We start from the raw sequence: 21,255 nt of genomic DNA, 5'->3' as shown, positions 1-21,255 counted from the left end.
GGGTCACGCTGCCGTCCGCCGCTCCTGCGCATAGCGCACCAGGGCTGCGAAGCGATAGATGCCGTGCACGAACTTGCCGTAGGGCATGGTGACGAACAGCGCGAACACCGCACCGAGATGCAGCGCCAGCAGCGGCCCCATCGCGGCGGTCTCGCGCAGCACCAGAAGCGCCATGCCGGTGAGGCCGGTCAGGAACAGCATGGCGATGAAGCCGACATCCATGCCGTATCGGTTCTCGTCGAGCAGCGCCGGATCGCGTCGCAGCTTGGCCATGAACAGGCCGACCGGACCGATGATCAGACCGATGCCGCCGAGCGTGCCCAGCACCACCGGCAGGTCCCACCACGGATACGGCGCCTCGCGCGCAAGCAGATAGTGATACAGGGTGGCGACCGAAGTTGCGGCAAAGCACAGCACGAAGCCGTAGAAGGTCAGGTGGTGATACAGCTTGCGCCGGTCGGTCGGCTTCTCGTCCTCGTTGTAGCAACCGACGCCGCCGCCATGGAGATAACGCAGCTCACCGGCATCGCGGATCGCCTGGAAGATCGATCCGCCATCGGCGCGGCCGCCAATCGGCGTGCTGATGTCGCGCCAGAAAGCGCGCACGCTCATGACGAGAGCCAGCATCGCATAGAGAAACGCGGCGCTGAACAACGCCGCCATCGCGTTATGCGGCATCAACTTATAGAAGGCGCCGGGGCCGGTGTGCACACCGAACAGCACATTGCGGTCGTTTACTGCGGCGAAGCCGAAGATGAAGGCGGCCATGCTGAGCGCGGCGACGATGCTGATGACGAGGCCGTTGCGGGCGAAGGCGCCGGACAGCGCCCGTGGCCAGGCATAGGCGGCGTAGGACTCGGCCCGCGCGATCGCGAGCGTCTTGGGAACGTTGACGTTGAACTCATGCGGCGGCGAGAACTGGCAATCGACATAGCAGGCGCCGCAGGAATGGCAGAGATTGGCGAGATAGTTGAGATCGCCGTCCGAGAAGGCGCGGCGCATCTCCATCGCCGGAAATACCGCACACAGCCCCTCGCAGTAGCGGCAGGAATTGCAGACCGTCATCAGACGGTCGGCTTCGTCCAGTATCCTAGTTCCGTGCATGTTTCGCCGCTTCCCGTCCTGCGATCCGCCCGAACACGCTGCCGATCGTCATGCCCATCCCGGCGGCGTAGCCCTTGCCGAGCACGTTGCCGGCCATGATCTCGCCGGCGGCGAACATGTTGCCCGTTGGCTTGCCGTCCGCCATCAGCATCCGCGCCTCTTTGTTCACGCGCGTGCCGAGATAGGTGAAGGTGATGCCGGGCCGCACCGGATAAGCGAGATAAGGCGGCGTTTCGATTTTGCGCGCCCAATGCGTCTTGGGCGGGCTGATGCCCTCCGTCACGCAATCGTCCAGAATGGTGTGGTCGAACGTGCCGGGCCGCACCGCGGCGTTGAACTCGGTGATGGTCTTCTCCAGAGCGATCGGATCGAGCTCCAACTTGCCGGCGAGCTCAGCCACGGTCTGCCCGGCGATCGGCGGGAACAGCGTCGGCATGAAGCTCGTGACGACAGTGGAATCGAAAATGATGTAGGCGATCTGGTCGGGCTGCGCCGCGACCAGCCGCCCCCAGATCGCGTAGCGCTTCGGCCAGATATCCTCGCCCTCGTCATAGAAGCGCTGGGCGTGCTTGTTCACGACGATGCCGAACACGACGGAATCGTGCCGCGTAATGATGCCGCCGTCGAATTTCGGCGCGCGGGCGTCGATCGCGACGGCGTGGCACTGCGTGGGGTCGCCGACCTCCTGCACGCCCTTGTCGAGCAGCATCTTCAAAATCGAACCACGGTTATAGGGCGTGCCGCGGATCAGGAAATTATCGGCGGCCTCGCCCCAATATTGCTTGAGCCATTCGATATTGGCCTCGAACCCGCCGGCCGCAGCGACCAGCGCGGTCGCGCGGATCTCGGTCTCGCCCCTGATTGGCCGTTTCAGGCGCGCGGCGAGGAACATGCCGTCCTCGATCACGAGGTCGGTGACCTCCGCGTCGTATTCGACATCGACGCCGAGCCGCTCGGCGGTCAGATACAACGCGTTCAGCATCGCACGGCCACCGCCGAGAAAGAAGGAATTGGTGCGGCCGAGGCTCAGCGTGCCGCCGAGCGAGGGCTGCCAGCGCACGCCCTGCTCCACGATCCAGTTGAGGATGTCCTTGGACTCACTGATCATGTGGCGGGCGAGCACCTCGTCGGTCTGACCGCCGGTGACGCGCAGCAGGTCTTCCCAGAACTCCTCCTCGGTATAGGGACCAGTCAGGATTTCGGTTGCCGCATCATGGGCGCAACGCATGTTGCGGGTGTGGCGGGTATTGCCGCCGCGATAGAATTTAGGCGCGCCTTCGAGCACCAGCACCGAGGCACCGCCGCGCCGCGCGGAAATGGCGGCGCACAGCGCCGCGTTACCGCCCCCGATCACCAGCACGTCGTATTTGCTGCTCATGCCGTCCGTCCGATGCGACGAAGTTGGAGACATTCTGCCCGCAAGCCGCCCCGGTCAACCCTGACAACCATTGCGTACTTTTGTATACAAAGATATACAGACGTGATGCAAGTGGCATCTCTGCATGGGCAGGATGCGCATCGCCAGCCCGAGGATTCATGGCCAGACGCCCGGCAAAGGCAGGCGGATTGATCGCACGCGGCGGCATGGCGCTGGGCGAAGCGGTGTTTCGTTCGCTGTGCGAGGCGCTCCAGGCCGGCAGCTACCGCGCCGGCGATCGCCTGCGCGAGGAGGAAGTGGCGCAGCGACTGAAGGTCAGCCGCACGCCGGTGCGCGAGGCACTGGGCCGGCTCGCGGCGCGTGGCTTCGTCGAGCCCGCCGCCGGCCGCGGGTTGATCGTCCGCAGCCTCGATATTTCCGAGGTGCTCGAACTCTACGCCATGCGCGAGATCATGGAGGGGGCTGCGGCGCGCCTTGCAGCCGAGCATGCCTCCGCGACCGAGATCGACGCGTTGAGGGATATCGAACAATCTCTTGGCGAGGTGTCCGGGGCCGACGCCGCCGAGATGGCGCGGCTCAACCGCGCCTTCCACGAAGCGATCTGCCGCGCCGCACGCAACCGCTATCTCGACAACGCGTCCCGCGAATTGCAGGACTGGATCGCCCTGCTCGGCCCGACCACCTTCACGGTGACGGGCCGCCCGTCGACCAGCCACGGCGAGCATCAGGCCATCATCGATGCCATCGGCGCCCGCGACGGCGACAAGGCCGAGCAGCTCACGCGCGCGCATATCCGCGAGGCGCTGCGCTGCCGGCTGAAGCTGTTGCAGAAGCAGTAGCCTATCGTCGCACCCGGCGCGGAGAACGCGCATCGTCGGCAGCGGCCACCAACACCGCATCAAGAGCTTCGGTCGGGCCACCCAGCGCCCGCGTCAGCCGGATGGCGGCCTTCAGCAGCTGTGACGTCATCGCCTTGATGTTGTCGCGCGTGAAACGCGGCTTCGGCCCTGAAAGCGACAGGGCGCCAACACATTTGCCGCCGGGGCCGAACACCGGGCAGGCGAGCCCGGCACAATCGGGATCGCGCTCGCCAAAGGACACCGCGATGCAGCCCTCGCGAATCTCGTCGCAGCCCTCGCCCTTCTCGCCGTCGAAGGCGAGGATGACCCGGCCGGCCGCGCCGCGGTCGAGCGGCAACAGCATGCCGGCCTCGACCCGGTCGAGCGTTGAATGCTGGGAATCGACCCGGAAGACGCAGAGCCTGCGTTTGGCATCATGCCGCACGTGGAACGACGGGCTTTCGCACCCGTCGGCCACGAGCTCGCGCAGCAGCGGCATGACGCGGTCGTGCATGTTGTTGCTGCGCTGGTAGACCGCGCCCAGCCGGAACGGCGTCGGGCCGAGATGATAGCGACCATCGGCGAACTGCACGAGATAGCCGAACTCCTGCAGCGAGGCCATCAGCCGCAGCAGCGTGCTCTTGTACATCTTGGTCCGCCGGGCAAGCTCGGCCAGCGCCAGCGGCTCCGAAGCGTCCTCGAAAGCCGCCAGGATGCTCAGGGCACGATCGACGGCGGCAACGCCGGGCGATGGCATGTCGTCTCCTATTGAGGAAATCCGGAGGGATCGATGAGTTTCGCGATGACGGGAAAATACGCATCGCCCATGCCCTTGTCGATCGTCTCCTGAAACATCTCGCGCATCAGTGCCGCGCCGCGCAGGTTCAGCCCGGCCTGCGCGCCCAATTCGAGCGCGTAGGAGAGATCCTTCATGGCATATTCGGTCGAAAAGGCCCGCAGCGGAAACTCCCTGGCGACGATCGCCTTCATGCCATGGTTGCGCAGCGCGAAGCTGTCGGCCGAACCCTTCGACAGCGTCTCCAGCAACAGCTTCGGATCGACGCCATTATGCTTGGCGAGCGCGACCGCCTCCGCCAGCGCATTGACCGTCTCGAACAGCACCATGTTGTTGAGAATCTTCGTCACTTGCCCCGCGCCGGTCCCGCCGCACAGGGTGACATCCGTGGCGAAATGCCGGATCAGCGGCTCGACCACGGCGAACTGTTCCGCCGACGCGCCGACCATGACGCTGAGCGTCCCGTCCTGCGCTGCCTGGCGCGTGCGCGCGATCGGCGCGTCGATCCAGAGCGCGCCCTTGTCGGCCAGCTGCTTGGCGAACGACCGGGTCTGGCCGACATCGGAGGTGCCGAGATCGATCACGGTCTGGCCTCGCTTGATGGCCGGCAGGATGTTTTCGAACACCGACATCACGTGCCTGGCGCTGGGCAGGCACAGGAAGATCGTCTCGCTGCCGCCGACGACATCTGCGACCGACTTCGCTACGGTCGCTCCATCGGCCGCGATCCGCGCCAGCGGCTCCGCGGCAAGGTCGAAGACAAGGACCGCTCGTCCGCTCTTGCGCAACAGGTTGCGACAGATCGGCTCGCCCATGACACCGAGACCGATAAACCCAATCGAACCAGACATTCCGTACTCTCCCTCGAAATCCTGCGGCCGGGCGGGTGACAGCCCGCCCGGCCGGCGCAGTTACTTGACCAGCGGGCAGCCGCCCTCGGCCATCGGCCGGAACACCTCGGCGCCCGGCTTGGAGCTGACGATGCGGTAATAGTCGAACTTGTACTTGGACTCCTCCGGTTTCTTCACCTGGACCAGATACATGGTGTGCAGCACGCGTCCGTCGGGCCGGATCGCGACGTCCTTGTTGTACATGTCGTTGACCTTCAGCTCGTGCATCTTGGCGGCGACGGCCGTCGCGTCGGTGGTCCCGGCCGCCTTGACGGCGGCGAGGTAGTGATGGACGCCGCTATAGACGCCGGCTTGCACCATGCTGGCGACCTTTCCGTCCATCAGGCCGGCATACCGCTTCGACCAAGCCCGGGTTTCTTCGTTCAGGTCCCAATAGAACGAGGTCGTCACCTGCAGGCCCTGCGTGACCTTCAGGCCGAGCGAGTTCACGTCGGTGATGAAGACGAGCAGGCCGGCGAGCTTCTGGCCACCCTCGACGACGCCGAATTCGCCCGCCTGCTTGATGGCGGTCTGGACGTCCGCGCCCGAGGTCGCAAGGCCGACAACGTCGGCCTTCGAACCCTGCGCCTGCAGCAGAAAGGACGCGAAGTCGGCGGTGCCGAGCGGGTGCGCGGCCGAGCCGATCACCTTGCCGCCCGCGGCTTCGATGAACTTGGTGGCATCACGCTGCAGCGCGTGGCCGAACGCATAATCGGCGGTCACGAAGTACCAGGACTTGCCGCCGGCCCGCGTGATCGCGTCGCTGGTCAACTTCGACAGCGCATAGGTGTCGTAGTTGAAGTGAAAACTGACGGGCGAGCAGGACTTTCCGGTGAAATCGGACGAGCCGGGGCCGGAGATGACGAAGATCTTGTTCTTCTGCTTGGCGACTTCGAGGATGGCAAAGCCGGCGGAAGATGCCGCGCCGTCCGCGATCATGTCGACGCCCTCGTTGTCGAACCACTTTCGCGCCGTGGCCGACGCGATGTCCGGCTTGTTCTGGTGGTCGGCCGAAATGATCTCGATCTTCTTGCCGAGCACTTCGTTGCCGAAATCTTCGGCCGCGAGCTTTGCGGCGGCGACCGAGCCCCGTCCGCCATTGTCGGCGAACACGCCGGACTGGTCGTTGAGAACGCCGATCCTGATGACATTGTCGGCCGCAAATGCAGCACCCGCCTGCGCGGCCAGAACGGCCGCCATCATCCAACGCAACTTCATAACATACGCCTCCCGTTTACAATCTTTGCTTATCGAGGATGTCTTGCAGCACCGGCGCGATGTAGCGGCGGAACTGATCTGGGTTTTCGCTCATCGGAAAATGGCCGAGCCGATCCATCACGGTCGCCCTCGCGCCTGGGATGCCGGCGGCTGTCCGCAGCGTATCTTCCGGCGTGCAGGAAAAATCGTATTCGCCGGTCAGGAGGTAGAGCGGGCACTGGTTGACGTCGATGCCAGACGTGCGGCCGCGCAGATCGCCGTCGACGCGATAGAAATAGAGGTCGCCCTTGAAGATGCCGGGGCCGCCCTGCTTGTAGCCCCACAGCGTCTCGTTGCGAGCGGCCTCCGGTCCATCCGGCGCGATCAGTCCGGACACCAGGGCGGCGCAGACTTCTCCGCCATGGACGTCGGGCCGGTTCAGCCATGCCGTGTCGTACCAGGGCTGCTGGAAGTCGGCGGCCTCGAGCCCGATCAAGGCGCGGAAGTCGCGCGCATGTTCGATGGCGAGGTTGAGCACGATGCGGCCCCCGATCGAGCAACCCATCAGCACGGGCCGATCCAGCCCGAGAGCACTGCAGAACGCCCGGATGGTCGCGGTGTAGCTTGCGGTCGTCAGCCGGTATTCGCTGCCATATTGGCTATCAGGCGGATTGGACTTGCCGTGCCAAGGCATGTCGAAAGCGATGATGCGGTAGGTCCTGGTGAACTCCTCATCGACCAGCAGATGACGCCATTGCCGCGCATCGGAGCCGGCAGTGTGCAGGCAAACCAGGGGAATGCCGCTGCCGTTCTCCTCGAAATAGATCCGGTTGATCTCACCCTCGATTTCGACATGCGCGTAGCGGCCGACGATGGGCTCGATGATGCCCCCGGTCATGACACGCCTCCGAAGCCGTTACGGCGCGGCAATGCGAGCAGATCCTTGAAATACTGAAGATGGGTCATGAAGGGATGGATCTCGCCTTCGAGCGTCGCCTCTCCGCGCTTGGTCAACGCCAGCAGATCATGCCAGCCCGCCGGCGGGCGCGGCTGCCAGTAGGCGGCGAGCGCGGCCGGCGTGGCGCGATATGCGAAGCGCCAGGATCGCATCAACACGGGAGCCCGCGTCATATCCACGATCTGCCCGGCCCGGATGCTGACGTGGAACGGCTGCGTGCTCACCCCGAGCAGGCAATCGACGTCGAGCCAGCGACCGCGAGCCGTCAACGTCGCATCGCGCGCCAGCAGGGCCGGGATCGACTCAAAGGCCGCGATGACGGCGTCGGCGCTACATCGGATCGGCGCATCACTGCTGTTGCCGCTGCGCTCAGATGCCATCGCTTCATCCCCAATTGTTCTGTCTAACAGAACGTCATTCTATTTTGATGATGTTTCTATACAGACCTCCCACATGAACTCAAGTCCCCTGCCTGGGCCGGGCAGCTCCAAGGGGGACCCTTATCGGCCTCCGTCAGGCAAGCACGTCAGCCACGATCGCCTTCAACACGCGCTGCACATCGGCCGGCCTGAGGCGCACTTGCAAACCGCGCTGGCCGCCATTGAGATAGACCAGATCATGCGCAAGCGCGCTCTGCTCGATCACGGTCGGTACTTGCTTGCGCTGCCCGAACGGGCTGATGCCGCCGACCTTGTAGCCCGTGAGGCGCTCGGCCTCCGGCGGCTTCATCATCTGCGCCGACTTGCCGCCCACGGCTGCGGCGAGCTTCTTCATCGACACTTCCTGGTCGGACGGCACAATCACGCAGACCGGCTTGCCGTCAACCTGCGCCATCAGCGTCTTCAACACGCGCGACGGGTCTTCGCCGAGTGCGGCGGCAGCCTGGAGGCCGATGCTCTCAGCGTCAGGATCGTAGTCGTAGGCATGGACGGTGAAGGCGACACCGGCTGCAGCAAGCGCCCGGGTGGCGGGAGTGACTTTGGACATAGGCGATATCTACCACCGTCATTGCGAGGAGCGAAGCAACGAAGCAATCCAGAATCTCGCCGCCGAGGCAGTCTGGATTGCTTCGCTACGCTCGCAATGACGTTTGTGGGACAAATGCCCGCCACACAACCATCCGTCGTCCCGGCGTTCGTCGGGACGACACCGAGGTTGGGGTCTGCGAAACCACGCCGCCAAACGACGGCGTAGTCCCTATTCCGCCGCGTCCCGTATCTCCGCGCGCTCGGCTCTGGCCGCGCAGAACTTGAACTCCGGAATCTTGCCGAACGGATCGAGCGCCGGATTGGTCAGCAAATTCGCCGCAGCCTCCGCGTAGCAGAACGGCATGAACACCATATTCTGCGGCACGTCGCGATCTGAGCGGACCTTGACCTCGAGCGCGCCGCGGCGGGTCTCGAGGCGAATGAAATCACCCGGCGCGAGCTTCTTTGCGTGCATGTCCTTCGGCGACATGAACGCGACAGCCTCGGGTTCGATCTGGTCGAGCACATGCGCGCGGCGGGTCATCGAGCCGGTGTGCCAGTGCTCCAGCACGCGGCCGGTCGACAGCACCATGGGATATTCGGCGTCGGGGATCTCGTCCGGCGGGATCACCTTGGCCGGCACGATCTTGCCGCGGCCGCTCGCGGTCGGAAAGCCCGTGGTGAAGATGATCTCGTTGCCGGGCTTGTCGGGCGCATCGACGGGATAGGTCACCGCGCCTTCGCGCACCAGACGATCCCAAGTGATGTTCTTCAGCGACGGCATCAGCTCTGCCATCTCGGTGAAGACGTCGCCGGGGCCGGCATAATTCCAGGGCAGGCCCATGCGCTTGCCGATCTCCTGGATGATCCAGAGATCCTGCCGCGCATCACCGGGCGGCTTGATCACCTGGCGCGCCAACTGCACGCGGCGATCGGTGTTGGTGAAGGAGCCTTCCTTCTCCGCGAAAGCCGAGGCCGGCAGGATGACGTCGGCATGGAACGCGGTCTCGGTGACGAACAGGTCCTGCACCACGAGATGATCGAGCATCGCGAGCGCCTGGCGGGCATGCTGCAGATCGGGGTCGGACATCGCGGGGTTCTCGCCCTCGATGTACATGCCCGTGATCTCGCCGGCGTGGATCGCGTTCATGATCTCGACCACGGTGAGGCCGCGGACGGGATCGAGATCCTGCTGCCAGAGCTTCTCGAAATTGCCGCGCAGATCGTCGCGGCCGACCGGCTGATAGTCCGGCAGGAACATCGGGATCAGGCCGGCGTCGGAGGCGCCCTGCACGTTGTTCTGGCCGCGCAGCGGATGCAGGCCGGTGCCGGGACGGCCGACCTGGCCGGTGATCAGCGCCAGCGCAATCAGGCAGCGCGCATTGTCGGTGCCGTGGACATGCTGGCTGATGCCCATGCCCCAGAAGATGATCGACGATTTTGCGCGCGCATAGGTCCGCGCGACCTCGCGCAGGGTTTGCGCCGGGATGCCGCAGATCGCCTCCATCTTCTCCGGCGTGAACTCCTTGATCTTCTCCTTGAGGTCCTCAAAACCCTCGGTGTAGCCGGCGATGTACTGGTCGTCGGTCAAGCCTTCGGTGATGATCGTGTTGATCATCGCGTTCAGCATCGCAACGTCGGAGCCCGGCTTGAACTGCAGGTGCCGGGTTGCGTGACGCGACAGCGTCTGCCGGCGGGGATCCATCACGAACAGCTTGGCGCCGTTCTGCTTGACCGCGTTCTTGATGAAGGTCGCGGCGACCGGATGGTTCACGGTCGGGTTGGCACCGATCACGATGATGACCTCGGCGTCCATCGCGGCCGAGAACGGCGCCGACACCGCGCCCGAGCTCAGGCCTTCGAACAGCGCGGCTACCGACGAAGCGTGGCACAGACGGGTGCAATGGTCGACATTGTTGGAGCCGAAGCCGGTGCGCACCAGCTTCTGGAACAGATAGGCCTCCTCGTTCGAACCCTTGGCCGAGCCGAAGCCGGCCAGCGCCTTCACGCCCTTCTCGTCGCGGATCTTGACAAGGCCCTTGGCGGCGATGTCGAGCGCTTCTTCCCAGCTCGCTTCGCGGAAATGGGTAAAGGGATTGGCCGGATCGACCTGGTCGTTGGCATCCTTCTTCGCGTTCGGCAGCCGCACCAGCGGCTTGGTCAGGCGATGCGGATGGTGGATGTAGTCGAAGCCGAAGCGGCCCTTGACGCAGAGGCGGTTGTGATTGGCGGGACCATCGCGGCCCTCCGCATAGATCACCTTCTCGTCCTTGACCTCGTAAGTCACCTGGCAGCCGACGCCGCAGAACGGGCAGAGCGAATCCACCTTCTTGTCGGCATAGGTGACGCGGGTCTGCTTCTCGTCGAGCATCACGGCCGGCATCAACGCGCCGGTCGGGCAGGCCTGAACGCATTCGCCGCAGGCGACGCAAGTGGACTCGCCCATGGGATCGTCGAAGTCGAACACGATCTTCGAGCCATGGTTGCGATAAGCCATGCCGATGACATCGTTGACCTGGACCTCGCGGCAGGCGCGCACGCACAGGCCGCACTGGATGCAGGCATCGAGGTTGACCCTCATCGCCGGATGGCTGGCATCGGTCTCCCAGCGCTCGGCGGAGGGGAAGCGGCTCTCCGTGACCCCGGTGGTTTCGGCCCAATGCCAGAACTTGGAATCCGGATCGTGCGAGGTCTCGCGCGCCGGCTGGTCGGCCACCAGCAGCTCCATCACCATCTTTTGCGCCGACACCGCACGCGCGGACTCCGACTTCACCTTCATGCCGACGGACGGCGTGCGCTTGCAGGATGCCGCGAGCACACGCTCGCCCTCGATCTCGACCATGCAGGCGCGGCAATTGCCGTCGGGCCGATAGTCGGGTGCCGGCGAATAGCAGAGATGCGGAATCTCGCGGCCCTGCCGCTTGGCCACCTGCCAGATGGTCTCGCCGGGCTTGGCCTCGACCTGCTTGCCGTCGAGTTCGAACGTAATCTTGGTCATTCGGCCGCTTCCTTGAACTCGTCAGGGAAATATTTGATCACGGTGGCCAGCGGATTCGATGCCGCCTGTCCGAGCCCGCAGATCGAGGCATCGCGCATCGCCTGGCTCAATTCTTCCAGAAGAGCCCGGTTCCAGACCGGCTGCTGCATCAGCAGCGCCGCCTTCTGGGTTCCGACCCGGCACGGCGTGCACTGGCCGCAACTCTCGTCCTCGAAGAACTTCATCAGATTGAGCGCAGCCGCGCGCACGCTGTCCTTTTGCGACAGGATCACGATCGCGGCGGAGCCGATGAAGCAGCCGTATTTTTCCAGCGTGCCGAAATCGAGCGGGATGTCGTCCATCGACGCCGGCAGGATGCCACCGGACGCACCGCCCGGCAGGTACGCGTAGAATTGATGGCCGTCGGCCATGCCGCCGCAATATTCGTCGATCAGCTCGCGCACGGTGATGCCCGCGGGCGCGAGCTTCATGCCGGGATTTTTCACGCGGCCCGAGACCGAGAAGCTGCGCAGGCCATGACGCTCGTGGCGACCATGGCCCTTCCACCAGTCGGCGCCCTTCTCGACGATGTCGCGCACCCACCACAGCGTCTCGATGTTGTTGATCAGCGTCGGCAGGCCGAACAGGCCGACCTGGAACGGATAAGGCGGCTTGTGCCGGGGCAGGCCGCGCTTGCCCTCGATGCTTTCGAGCAGCGAGGATTCCTCGCCACAGATGTAGGCGCCGGCGCCGCGGCGCATGTGCAGCGTCGGGCCGCCCGGCGGCAGCTTTGCGATCTCGCGCTCGAGGATCTCGCGCGAGGCCGGATATTCGTCGCGCAGGTAGATATAGACGTCGGACGCCTGCACCACATAAGCGCCGATCAGCATGCCCTCGACGAAGCGATGCGGGTCGCTTTCGAGATAGATGCGGTCCTTGAACGTGCCGGGCTCGCCCTCGTCGCCGTTGATCGCCATCAACCGCGGACCGGGCTCGCCGAGCACGGCGCGCCACTTCCGCCCCGTCGGGAAGCCGGCGCCGCCGAGGCCGCGCAGCGAGGCGTCGTCGAGCCCCTTCAGGAGATCGTCCTTGGACAATTCGCCCGAGCGCACGCGGTTGAGGAGTTTGTAGCCGCCATCAGCGACATAGGCGTCGTAGTCGACATATTCGGGCAGGTGCGCATGGGTGTCGCCGCTCTTCGCGGCCGCCATCACATTGGCGACGGTCGCGTGATCGACGAAGTTGTGGCCGACTTCCGCAGCTGGCGCGGTGTCGCAGCGGCCGACACAGGGTGCGCGGACGACGCGGATGCCGGGACCCGATGCGCTCTGCAGATCCTCGAGCAGCTTTTCGCCGCCGAGCATCGCACAGGTGAGAGAATCGCAGACGCGGATCGTCAGCGGGGCGATATCCGGTTCGCCCTCCTTCACCACGTCGAAATGCGCGTAGAAGGTCGCAGTCTCGAACACCTCGGCAAAGGCGAGCTTCATCTCGTCGGCGAGCGCGGCCAGATGCGCGGCCGAGATCTGATGATATTTGTCCTGGATCAGGTGCAAATATTCGATCAGGAGATCGCGCCGCCGCGGCTTGTCGCCGAGCAATTGCTCGATCTCGTGCGCGGCGGCGGGATCGACCTGCCGCCCCTTGGGCGTGGCCTTGGCGCGCCGGCGTCCCTCGCCGGGATGCTCGAATTCTCTGACCTTGTGAACGTCGTCGTTGCTGCTCATGGAAACGTCGCGTTCTCCCTAAATCCGCGATGATCTCGGGCAGCACCGCCTTCGCGATCCGCCTTCATTTCCAGGCTCGACCGATGGAACCGCGCGCCCCGGCGTCCCCTGCATCGAGCCTCATTCAGCTCAACTCTAGTCTCTGGTATACCAGAGGGGCAAGCAAATTTGGAACGGCTCTATAATGATTAGGGGCGGGCAGCCGCCCTGCCACGCCCCTTCACGCAAACGCTACGCGGAACCTGCCTCAAGTCTTGTTCATGCACTCTTCGATGTAGAACCAGCGATCATCGCCAGTAAGGCCCTTGGACTTCACTTCAGAGCGACAGGCCTTCAGCTTCGGCTTGTTGGCCGCCCATTTGGCCTTCATGTCCTTCAGCTTCTGCATGGTGAGCTTGATCTTACCGGGCTTGGCCTCGGTCGTTGCAGCCGTGGTTGCAGGCGCCGCCGCGGTCTGTGCCGATGCAGCATGAAGGCTTGCAGCGAGCAGCACGGCGGCAAGGCAGATGCGGGTGCGAAGCATAAGAATCCCCTAAATCCCATTCTTGATGATTTGAAAAGCGAATGCCGCAGGACGCCGATCACCAGCGTCCCGCGACCATGTCGACTGTGATCAGAAGATCTTCACCGCGCTCTCCAGCGTCTTCCACACGCCCCAGGCCAGCGGTACGCCGACGAACGCCCAGAACATCGCCGCCCTGGCGTCCAGACCGCCCTTGCCGATGCCGAACGAGCCGTGCTGGATCGACGCCTCGCTCTTCGCGCTGGCCGCCTGCAATCTGGCGACCTCCTCGGAGCTCATGTTCCACTTCGGATCGACTGGCTTGATCAGGTAGTTGCAGATCAAACCGGCGATCAGCATGGCGCACAGGATGTACATCGTCGTGTTGTAGAGCTGATCGCGTGGCACGCCCGCCGCGAGCTGGAACTCGCGGATGTAGTTGACCACGACGGGGCCGATGATGCCCGCCGTCGACCAGGCCGTCAGCAACCGGCCGTGAATGGCCCCGACGAACTGCGTGCCGAACATATCGGCGAGATAGGCCGGCACGGTTGCGAAGCCGCCGCCGTACATCGACAGGATGATGCCGAAGCCGAGCACGAACAGCAACTTCGAGCCCATCGCCGCGAAGGTCGGCGCCAGCGCATAGAGCACGATGCCGAGGATGAAGAACGTGTAGTAGGTGTTCTTGCGACCCATCAGGTCCGACATCGACGCCCAGAAGAACCGGCCGCCGATGTTGAACAGCGACAGCAGGCCAGCGAAGCCGGCGGCGATCGCCGCGATCGACGCCTTCTGTTCGACCGAAAGCTGGCTGAACGTCAGTTCCGGATGCCCGATCAGTTTGCCGGCGAAGATCTCCTGGAGCATGGGCGAGGCCATGCCGATCACCCCGATACCCGCCGAGACGTTCAAGCAGAGCACCCACCAGATCAGCCAGAATTGCGGCGTCTTGTGCGCATTGTTGAGGTGCACGTGGTGCTCGGTGATCATCGACTTCTTCTCGCTCGGCGGCGTCCAGCCATCAGGCTGCCAGCCGGGCGGCGTCACCCGATAGGCAAAGGCGCCGATCGTCATGAAGACGAAGTAGATCACTCCCATCACGACGAAGGTCTGCCAGACGCCGACGTCCGTCGCGCTCTTGAAGTAGTTGATGAGCAGATTGGCGAGCGGCGCACCGATCATCGCACCACCGCCAAAACCCATGATGGCCATGCCGGTCGCCATGCCGCGGCGATCAGGAAACCATTTGATCAGCGTCGACACCGGCGAGATATAGCCGAGACCAAGCCCGACCCCTCCGATCACGCCGGCCCCGAGCCACATGATCCAGAGCTGATGGACGTAGATGCCGAAGGCGCCGATCAGGAGGCCGCCGCCCCAGCAAAGCGCAGCAACGAAACCAGCCTTGCGGGGACCCGCGCGCTCGAGCCACCCGCCCCAGATCGCGGCGGAGACACCGAGCAGCACAAAGAACAGCGTATACATCCAGCCGAGGCTCGCAACTTTCCAGTCGCAGGTCGTCGTGAAGAGCTCCTGCCACAGCGAGATGTCCGGGCATGCCTTGCTCTGGGTGATCCCGATCGAACGCGACAGCGGCAGCCAGAACACCGAGAAGCCATAGGCCATGCCGATGCAGAGATGGATGCACAGTGCCGCCGGCGGCACCAGCCAGCGATTGAAGCCAGCCCTTGCGACCGTGTGTTCGCGATCGAGAATTCCCGCGCCTGCACCCGAAAGTTTCCCAGCGCTTTCAACTGTCGTCATCAAGTCCTCCCCTAAGCCACCCTTCTGAGCAGCCTGCCACTATGACCCCGTTCCTCAGCCCGGCGCAGTTCAGCCGTGTCCCTGCTGCTCCGCACAATCACCCGACGCCCGCCAGGATCGTCACGCGCGTCTTAAAAATTAACCCCTCGAGCGGGGCTCTATGCCCGATACGACGCGCAAGCTTCGTGCATGGCCCGTTGACCCGCGTATCGCAGGCGAGACTCAACCTCCGCGCCTGCGCGGAGAAAGTCAATTTGGGCAGAAGCCATGATCGATGTCGATAGACAAAAGGTTGGTATCCGCGCGATAACGTTCTCAAGAACGCAGCGCACCATTGACACTCTCTATTGAACCATTCGCTTTTTCTATCAAGAAAACGATGCGCGCCTCGTTGCGCTCGGTGATCTCGACCTTGTCGCCGGTCTCGCGGATCAGGTTCGGAATGTCAATCACCGACAAGGGATCGGTGCAATGGACCTCGAGCTGATCGCCCGGCTGCAACGGCTTCAGCGCCTTGCGGGTCTTCAGGGCGGGTAGCGGGCATTTCAATCCCGTGAGATCGAGCGTCGTTCTGGTCATGGACGCAACATGGCGGGACGAGGCGGTGGGGTCAACGCAAGTCTCTACAGCAGATCCGCGTAGGACAAAAAGCCTACGTCCTGCCCTGGCTCGACATGCGTGATGGGCTCGTCGAGTTCGACGAGGCCGTCGGTCTCGACCAGCGAGGACAGAAGCCCCGCCCCCTCGCGCGGAAACTTGACGGCCTCGAGCCGGCCGTCCTGCGCGCGCCGCAGGGAAACGCGCACATATTCGCGGCGACCGTTCTTCTTCTTGTAGGAAAACGCAGCGCGCACCGGGATCGGCAACAGCGGCTCGGGAAGACTGCCCGCGAGCGCCAACACGGTCGGCCGCACCACATGGACGAAGGTGACGAAACTTGCCACGGGATTGCCGGGCAATCCGATCAGCGGCGTGCCGTCGATGATCCCCATCGCCACGGGGCGGCCGGGCTTGATCGCCATCCGCCACAGCACCAGCGAGCCGATGCTCTCGACCGCCGCCTTGACGTGGTCCTCCTCGCCGGTCGAGACGCCGCCGGTCGTGAGGATCAGGTCATGAGAGCCGGCAACCTGCTTCAAGCCGTTCGCGAGCGAAATCCGCTCGTCGCGCAAGATGCCGAGATCGCTGACCTCGCAGCCGAGCCGGCGCAGCATCGCCATCAGCATGAAGCGGTTGGAATCGAACAGTTGCGGGGCCGCGCGCGGCTCGCCGGGCGAGGCCAGTTCGTCGCCGGTCGAGAACACCGCAACGCGAATGCGCCTGACGACGTCGAGACCGACAAGACCGAACGCGGCGGCAAGCGCGACATGCTGCGGCCGCAGCCGCTGCCCGGCGCGCAACGCGATGTGCCCCTTCGGGATGTCCTCGCCTGCAGGGCGGACATTCGCGCCGGGCTTCAGCCCCGACGGCAGCACGATCTTTCCGTTATCGTCGATGCGGACGTCCTCCTGCATGAAGACGGTTTCGGCATCCGGCGGCATCGGCGCGCCCGTGAAGATGCGTGCGGTGTAGCCAGGCTTGATCGGTGCCTGTGCAAGAGCGCCGGCCTGGATGCGGCCATCGAGCGGGAACGCCCGCTCCGCAGCCTGCGGAATGTCGGCGTTGCGCACGGCGTAGCCGTCGACGGCCGAGTTGGTGAAGGGCGGCAGCGGCAGCGGCGCTGCGACATCGCGCGCCAGCACCCGCCCGTCCGCCTCGACCAGCGCCACCGTCTCGATATCGGCGATCGCATCGACGCGCGTCGTGATCAGGCCAACGGCCTTGTCGACCGACATCATCGGGCCGCCGAAGGCAAAGCAATCGTCCGACAGTTGCGCCATGGTGCCTCGTCAGCGCATCGCGGCGCTCTTCGCCACCGCTTCCTCGACCGGCATCGCCGCGCGCAGCAGCAGCGCCGCGGCCGCCGCGATATCGTCGAGATGGACAGTCGGCAGCCCGGTGTCAATGGCGGTGTCGGCCGCGATCCCGGCGATCCCCGGGTCGTCGGGAAACAGCAGCGGCTTGCCGTTTGCCGCGCGATGCACCTCGATCTTGCGATGCGGCTCGCGCTTGAAGCCCTCGACCACGACGAGATCGACCGCAGACAGCTTGCCCAGGAGTTCCGGCAGCCGCGGCTCCGCCGACCCGCGCAGTTCGTGCATCAGGGCCCAGCGGTTTGACGACGCCACCAGCACCTCGGCCGCGCCGGCCTCGCGATGGCGCCAGGAATCCTTGCCGGGCACGTCGACGTCGAACTGGTGATGCGCATGCTTGATGACCGAGACGCGCAGGCCCTGCGCTTTGAAGTGCGGGATCAGCCGCGTCAACAGCGTGGTCTTGCCCGCTCCGCTCCAGCCTGCAAGGCCGATGACTTTCATGACCGTTCGCTCTCCGCCAACGGCTCGCCGGCCGATGGAACCTCAGGTCCCTCACCGGTGATTGCGAGCGCAGCGAAGCAATCCAGACTGCCGCCGCGGAAAGATTCTGGATTGCTTCGCTGCGCTCGCAATGACGAACCGAGGCATTTCACCCATTCCCCGCCATGCATATATCGGCTTGACCCGAATGTCATGCTACCCTCGCGGCCATGATGAAGATCGACAAAACCCCGGTGCCCCTGATCGTCCCCAATCCAGACGACCCGCGCCTGACCCAAAGCGTGACCGGGACCGACCAGACTGGTGCCAAGGTCGAGATCAAGGTGCCGATGGAGCGACCGCTGACGCTCTATTTGAATTCCCAGGAGATCGTCACCATGATGACGATCGGCGACTACCCCGAATATCTGGCGCTTGGCTATCTGCTGAACCAGAACATGCTGAAATATAACGACGCAGTCACCGAGGTCGAATACGACGACGACCTCCAGGTGGTCGTGGTGCGCACCGAACATCACACCAATTTCGAAGCCAAGCTGAAGAAGCGCACGCAGACCTCGGGCTGCGCGCAGGGCACTGCCTTCGGCGATCTGTTGGAGGCAGTGGAGAGCGTCGCGCTGCCAAAGGCGGAGCTGCGCACATCCTGGCTGTACCAGATGACGCAGACCATCAACACCATGCCCTCGCTCTATCTCGAGGCCGGCGCCATCCACGGCTGCGTGCTGTGCAAGGAGGGGACCCCGCTCTGCTACACCGAGGATGTCGGCCGCCACAACGCCGTCGACAAGATCGCCGGCTGGATGTACCGCCACGGCGTCGACGCCTCCGACAAGATCCTCTACACCACCGGGCGACTCACCTCGGAGATGGTGATCAAGACGGTCCGCATGGGAATTCCGATCCTGGTGTCGCGCTCCGGCTTCACCGCCTGGGGCGTCGATCTCGCAAGGCAGGTCGGGCTGACGCTGGTTGGCCGCACCCGCGGCAAGCGCTTCATCGTCCTCGCTGGCGCAGAGCGCATCGTCTACGACCAGGACCTCGCTTACGTCGAGGAAGAGTCGGCGAAGCACAAGCGCAAGGGTGAAGCTGGTGACGACTGACATTCCGCTGACGCAAGGCGTGCTGCTCGCCGGAGGCCTGGCGCGGCGCATGGGCGGCGGCGACAAGCCGATGCGCACCATCGGCGGCCGCACCATTTTGGAGCGCGTGATCGCGCGCCTGTCACCGCAATGCAGCGGGCTGATCCTCAACGCCAATGGCGATCCCGCGCGTTTCGCGTCCTTCGGCCTGCAGGTCGTTGCCGACGACGTGCCCGGCTTTCCCGGTCCGCTCGCCGGCATCCTCGCCGCGCTGGACTGGACCGCAGCAAATCGGCCGGGCGTCGAGTGGGTTCTCAGCGCCGCCGGCGACTGCCCGTTCCTGCCGCGCGACCTCGTCGCGCGCCTGCATGATGCACGCACGCGGGAAAATGCCCAGCTCGCGGTCGCCGCGTCAGGCGATCAGTCGCATCCCGTGATCGGCTTGTGGCGCGTCGCCTTGCGCGGCGAATTGCGCCACGCCCTGGTCGTCGAGGACCTCCGCAAGATCGACCGCTGGACCGCGCGTTATCCGCTCGCGACGGTGACATGGCCCACCGAGCCGCTCGATCCGTTCTTCAATGCCAATACCGTCGAGGATATCGCCGAAGCGGAGCGGCTGGCGGCGTTGGACGATGCATCTTAGGGCCGCTTGAGCTCTGAGTTCCTGCCTGGTCTTGGCCAAGGGCCCATTCACGACTTGTTCGTTTGCGCCGGCCTGAAGCCCGCTCGTTCCAATGCGGCACGCACCTCGTCCGAGCCCAATGCATCGAGAAACGCCTGCACCGCCGGCCGGTCCTTGCGCGCCCTCACCAGCGCGAAGTCATAATGCTCTTCCGCGAGCGGAATGAAACCGAGGCCGACGGCATCAGCGACCGGCGCAATGGTCATGCCCCAGTCCGCGCGATGCTGCGCGACGGCCGCGGCGACCGCGTTGTGCGACCGCGGCTGGTTCCAGTAACCTTCCGGGCGCGCGCCGCCGAGCAGACGGTCGATCAGGATGCGCGTGCCAGCGCCCTGGTTGCGGTTGACCATGATGCAGGCGGCGTCCTCGAGCGCGGCAGCAACGGCCTCTTTCGCACCGAGCCGCTCGAAGCGCTTGTCGTCCTTGCGGAAGACGATGCCCTGCGTCCGCCGCCAGCCGGGAATGAGCTCGAGCCCCTCGACCAAATAGGGCGTGTTGTAGGTTTCGCTTCTGTCGTCGAAGAGATGGATCGGCGCGAGATCGCATTCACCGCGCTTGGCGGCCGCTAGCCCGCCGAGGCTGCCGACGGCGATCGAGCGCACGATCAGGCCGGCATGCGCGAGCTGCGCCGTGACGAGATCGAGGCCGGTGCAGTGGCTGCCGACGATGACGAGATCGGGCACGCGCACATGCGGCGTGAACAGCGTCACCTCGGCTTCGGTCCCGGCCGGCATCTGGTCGGCGAGCGCATCGATCCGCAAAAAGCCATCGGCCTGCGCGAAGGACGTGATCGCACCGGAGCCCTTGCCGGAGGGATACGCGATCAGGCCGTCGCGGCCCTCGACCAGCGACACCATGACGAATTCGGTGCGGCCGAGCTCGGAGGCAATGCGCACCGGCACGGTCGCGCTCACCTTTGCGTCGGAGCGCGGCGGCAGGCCGGCCAGCTTGCGCAGCACCGGCACGATCATGTCGTGGAAGGTGAACATCGCCGAGGTCGGAAAGCCCGGCAGGATCACCACCGGCTTGCCGTCGCAGACCGCAAGGCACAGCGGCTTGCCGGGCTTGAGCGCGATGCCATGCGCGATGATACCGGGCTGGCCGAGCCGGCCGATGATGCGATGGGACAGATCGCCGGCGCCTTTCGAGGTCCCGCCGGACAGCACCAGCATGTCGGCCTCGGCGAGCGCGCTACGCATTGCGGATTCGAGTTTCGCCTCGTCGTCTGGAATGGCGCCGAGAAAAACTGCCTCGCCGCCGTTCTCGTCGATCGCAGCCGCGACGATGGCCCCGTTGGTGTCGTAGATTTCGGCAGGCGCGAGCGCCTCGCCGGGCTGGACCAGTTCGTCGCCGGTGGAGATCACCGCCACCCGCGGCTTGCGCGCGACGTTCACCTCGGCAATGCCGCACGCGGCCAGCATGCCGATCTCACGCGAGCCGATGATGGTGCCGGCGCGCAGCAGCGCTTCGCCGCGCGCGATGTCGGATCCGGCGTAGGACACGAATTGCCCCGGCAAGACGGCACGGCGCACATCGATCGCATCGGATCCGGCGGGCTGGGTGTGCTCGACCATGACGACCGCGTCGGCACCACGCGGCAGGGGACCGCCGGTGGCGATCGGCGTCGCAGTTCCCGCTGCCACTTGCATCCTCGGCGCAGTGCCGCAAGGGATGGTCTCGCCGTTCAGCGTAAGGCTCCGAGCGGCGCCTTCGCCTGCCGCCGCAAGGTCGGCCGAGCGCACGGCAAAACCGTCGACATTGGAGCGATCGAACGGGGGAACGTCGATAGGGGCGGTGATGTCTTCGGCAAGCGCCAGGCCCAGCGCATCGCCGAGCCTGCGCTTTTCGCTCGGAACGGCGCGCGGGAACAACGCGGCCTCGAAGCGCGCCAAGGCCTCCTCGCGCGAGAGGATCTTGAGGAACTGCTCTTGTTCGAGCGCGCTGCGGATTTGCGATTGTGGGTTCATCGACATG

19 protein-coding genes are annotated in these 21,255 nt (G+C 65.0%); 3 read left to right on the top strand and 16 right to left on the bottom strand.

The features are described from left to right. Window positions 1-3: 3 nt before the first annotated feature. Window positions 4-1,104 carry a tricarballylate utilization 4Fe-4S protein TcuB gene (gene tcuB, locus CIT40_RS07665; RefSeq protein ID WP_094895279.1) on the bottom strand — a complete coding sequence of 367 codons (1,101 nt, stop codon included), beginning with the start codon at window positions 1,102-1,104 and terminating at the stop codon, window positions 4-6. Then, on the bottom strand, window positions 1,091-2,482 hold the full coding sequence (tcuA, locus tag CIT40_RS07660) for an FAD-dependent tricarballylate dehydrogenase TcuA (RefSeq protein ID WP_094895278.1): 1,392 nt from the start codon (window positions 2,480-2,482) through the stop codon (window positions 1,091-1,093). Before tcuA ends, tcuB begins: the two co-directional genes overlap by 14 nt. A 158-nt stretch (window positions 2,483-2,640) precedes the next feature. On the opposite strand from tcuA, the gene CIT40_RS07655 reads away from it, so the two are divergent. Beyond that, entirely contained in the window at window positions 2,641-3,321 is a 681-nt protein-coding gene (locus CIT40_RS07655) for a GntR family transcriptional regulator (RefSeq protein ID WP_094895277.1), read from the top strand. 1 nt (window position 3,322) lies between these two features. Here the strand turns inward: CIT40_RS07655 and CIT40_RS07650 are convergent, their stop codons facing one another. The 13 genes from CIT40_RS07650 to mobB form a co-directional block, all read right to left on the bottom strand. Further along, window positions 3,323-4,078 carry an IclR family transcriptional regulator gene (locus CIT40_RS07650; protein ID WP_094895276.1) on the bottom strand — a complete coding sequence of 252 codons (756 nt, stop codon included), beginning with the start codon at window positions 4,076-4,078 and terminating at the stop codon, window positions 3,323-3,325. Between the two features lie 8 nt (window positions 4,079-4,086). Then, window positions 4,087-4,968, bottom strand: a complete 882-nt coding sequence (locus tag CIT40_RS07645; protein ID WP_094895275.1) for an NAD(P)-dependent oxidoreductase — start codon at window positions 4,966-4,968, stop codon at window positions 4,087-4,089. A gap of 60 nt (window positions 4,969-5,028) precedes the next feature. Beyond that, the gene (locus CIT40_RS07640) at window positions 5,029-6,225 is read right to left on the bottom strand and encodes an ABC transporter substrate-binding protein (protein WP_094895274.1); all 1,197 of its coding nucleotides are present in this window, start codon (window positions 6,223-6,225) and stop codon (window positions 5,029-5,031) included. 16 nt (window positions 6,226-6,241) lie between these two features. Beyond that, on the bottom strand, window positions 6,242-7,102 hold the full coding sequence (locus CIT40_RS07635; protein WP_094895273.1) for an alpha/beta fold hydrolase: 861 nt from the start codon (window positions 7,100-7,102) through the stop codon (window positions 6,242-6,244). Further along, window positions 7,099-7,542 carry a hypothetical protein gene (locus CIT40_RS07630; RefSeq protein ID WP_094895272.1) on the bottom strand — a complete coding sequence of 148 codons (444 nt, stop codon included), beginning with the start codon at window positions 7,540-7,542 and terminating at the stop codon, window positions 7,099-7,101. Before CIT40_RS07630 ends, CIT40_RS07635 begins: the two co-directional genes overlap by 4 nt. 133 nt (window positions 7,543-7,675) lie before the next feature. Further along, window positions 7,676-8,149 (bottom strand): Cys-tRNA(Pro) deacylase, encoded by a 474-nt coding sequence (gene ybaK, locus CIT40_RS07625; protein WP_094895271.1) that lies wholly within the window; start codon window positions 8,147-8,149, stop codon window positions 7,676-7,678. 210 nt (window positions 8,150-8,359) lie between these two features. Continuing rightward, the gene (gene fdhF / locus CIT40_RS07620; protein ID WP_094895270.1) at window positions 8,360-11,128 is read right to left on the bottom strand and encodes a formate dehydrogenase subunit alpha; all 2,769 of its coding nucleotides are present in this window, start codon (window positions 11,126-11,128) and stop codon (window positions 8,360-8,362) included. Then, complete coding sequence (locus CIT40_RS07615) at window positions 11,125-12,834, bottom strand: NADH-ubiquinone oxidoreductase-F iron-sulfur binding region domain-containing protein (RefSeq protein ID WP_094895269.1); 1,710 nt, start codon at window positions 12,832-12,834, stop codon at window positions 11,125-11,127. Before CIT40_RS07615 ends, fdhF begins: the two co-directional genes overlap by 4 nt. A 247-nt stretch (window positions 12,835-13,081) precedes the next feature. Continuing rightward, window positions 13,082-13,357 (bottom strand): hypothetical protein, encoded by a 276-nt coding sequence (locus tag CIT40_RS07610; protein ID WP_094895268.1) that lies wholly within the window; start codon window positions 13,355-13,357, stop codon window positions 13,082-13,084. A gap of 90 nt (window positions 13,358-13,447) precedes the next feature. Next, the gene (locus CIT40_RS07605) at window positions 13,448-15,103 is read right to left on the bottom strand and encodes an OFA family MFS transporter (protein WP_094895267.1); all 1,656 of its coding nucleotides are present in this window, start codon (window positions 15,101-15,103) and stop codon (window positions 13,448-13,450) included. Between the two features lie 315 nt (window positions 15,104-15,418). Beyond that, window positions 15,419-15,682, bottom strand: coding sequence for a sulfurtransferase TusA family protein (locus CIT40_RS07600; RefSeq protein WP_094895266.1), 264 nt, complete (start codon window positions 15,680-15,682; stop codon window positions 15,419-15,421). A 44-nt stretch (window positions 15,683-15,726) separates the two neighbouring features. Continuing rightward, window positions 15,727-16,983, bottom strand: coding sequence for a molybdopterin molybdotransferase MoeA (locus tag CIT40_RS07595; protein ID WP_094895265.1), 1,257 nt, complete (start codon window positions 16,981-16,983; stop codon window positions 15,727-15,729). A gap of 9 nt (window positions 16,984-16,992) precedes the next feature. Continuing rightward, window positions 16,993-17,520 carry a molybdopterin-guanine dinucleotide biosynthesis protein B gene (gene mobB, locus CIT40_RS07590; protein ID WP_094895264.1) on the bottom strand — a complete coding sequence of 176 codons (528 nt, stop codon included), beginning with the start codon at window positions 17,518-17,520 and terminating at the stop codon, window positions 16,993-16,995. Window positions 17,521-17,729: 209 nt separating this feature from the next. On the opposite strand from mobB, the gene fdhD reads away from it, so the two are divergent. Continuing rightward, on the top strand, window positions 17,730-18,620 hold the full coding sequence (gene fdhD, locus CIT40_RS07585) for a formate dehydrogenase accessory sulfurtransferase FdhD (RefSeq protein WP_094895263.1): 891 nt from the start codon (window positions 17,730-17,732) through the stop codon (window positions 18,618-18,620). Then, window positions 18,601-19,242 carry a molybdenum cofactor guanylyltransferase MobA gene (mobA, locus tag CIT40_RS07580; RefSeq protein ID WP_094895262.1) on the top strand — a complete coding sequence of 214 codons (642 nt, stop codon included), beginning with the start codon at window positions 18,601-18,603 and terminating at the stop codon, window positions 19,240-19,242. Before fdhD ends, mobA begins: the two co-directional genes overlap by 20 nt. 47 nt (window positions 19,243-19,289) lie before the next feature. Here mobA and CIT40_RS07575 read toward each other — a convergent pair whose 3' ends face one another. After that, the gene (locus CIT40_RS07575) at window positions 19,290-21,254 is read right to left on the bottom strand and encodes a molybdopterin biosynthesis protein (RefSeq protein ID WP_094895261.1); all 1,965 of its coding nucleotides are present in this window, start codon (window positions 21,252-21,254) and stop codon (window positions 19,290-19,292) included. Window position 21,255: the final 1 nt, after the last annotated feature.

It is taken from the genome of Bradyrhizobium amphicarpaeae (assembly GCF_002266435.3).
Lineage (GTDB): Bacteria > Pseudomonadota > Alphaproteobacteria > Rhizobiales > Xanthobacteraceae > Bradyrhizobium > Bradyrhizobium amphicarpaeae.
The sequence above is the reverse complement of the archived record's forward strand: the minus strand, read 5'-3'. Positions and strand labels throughout refer to the sequence as shown.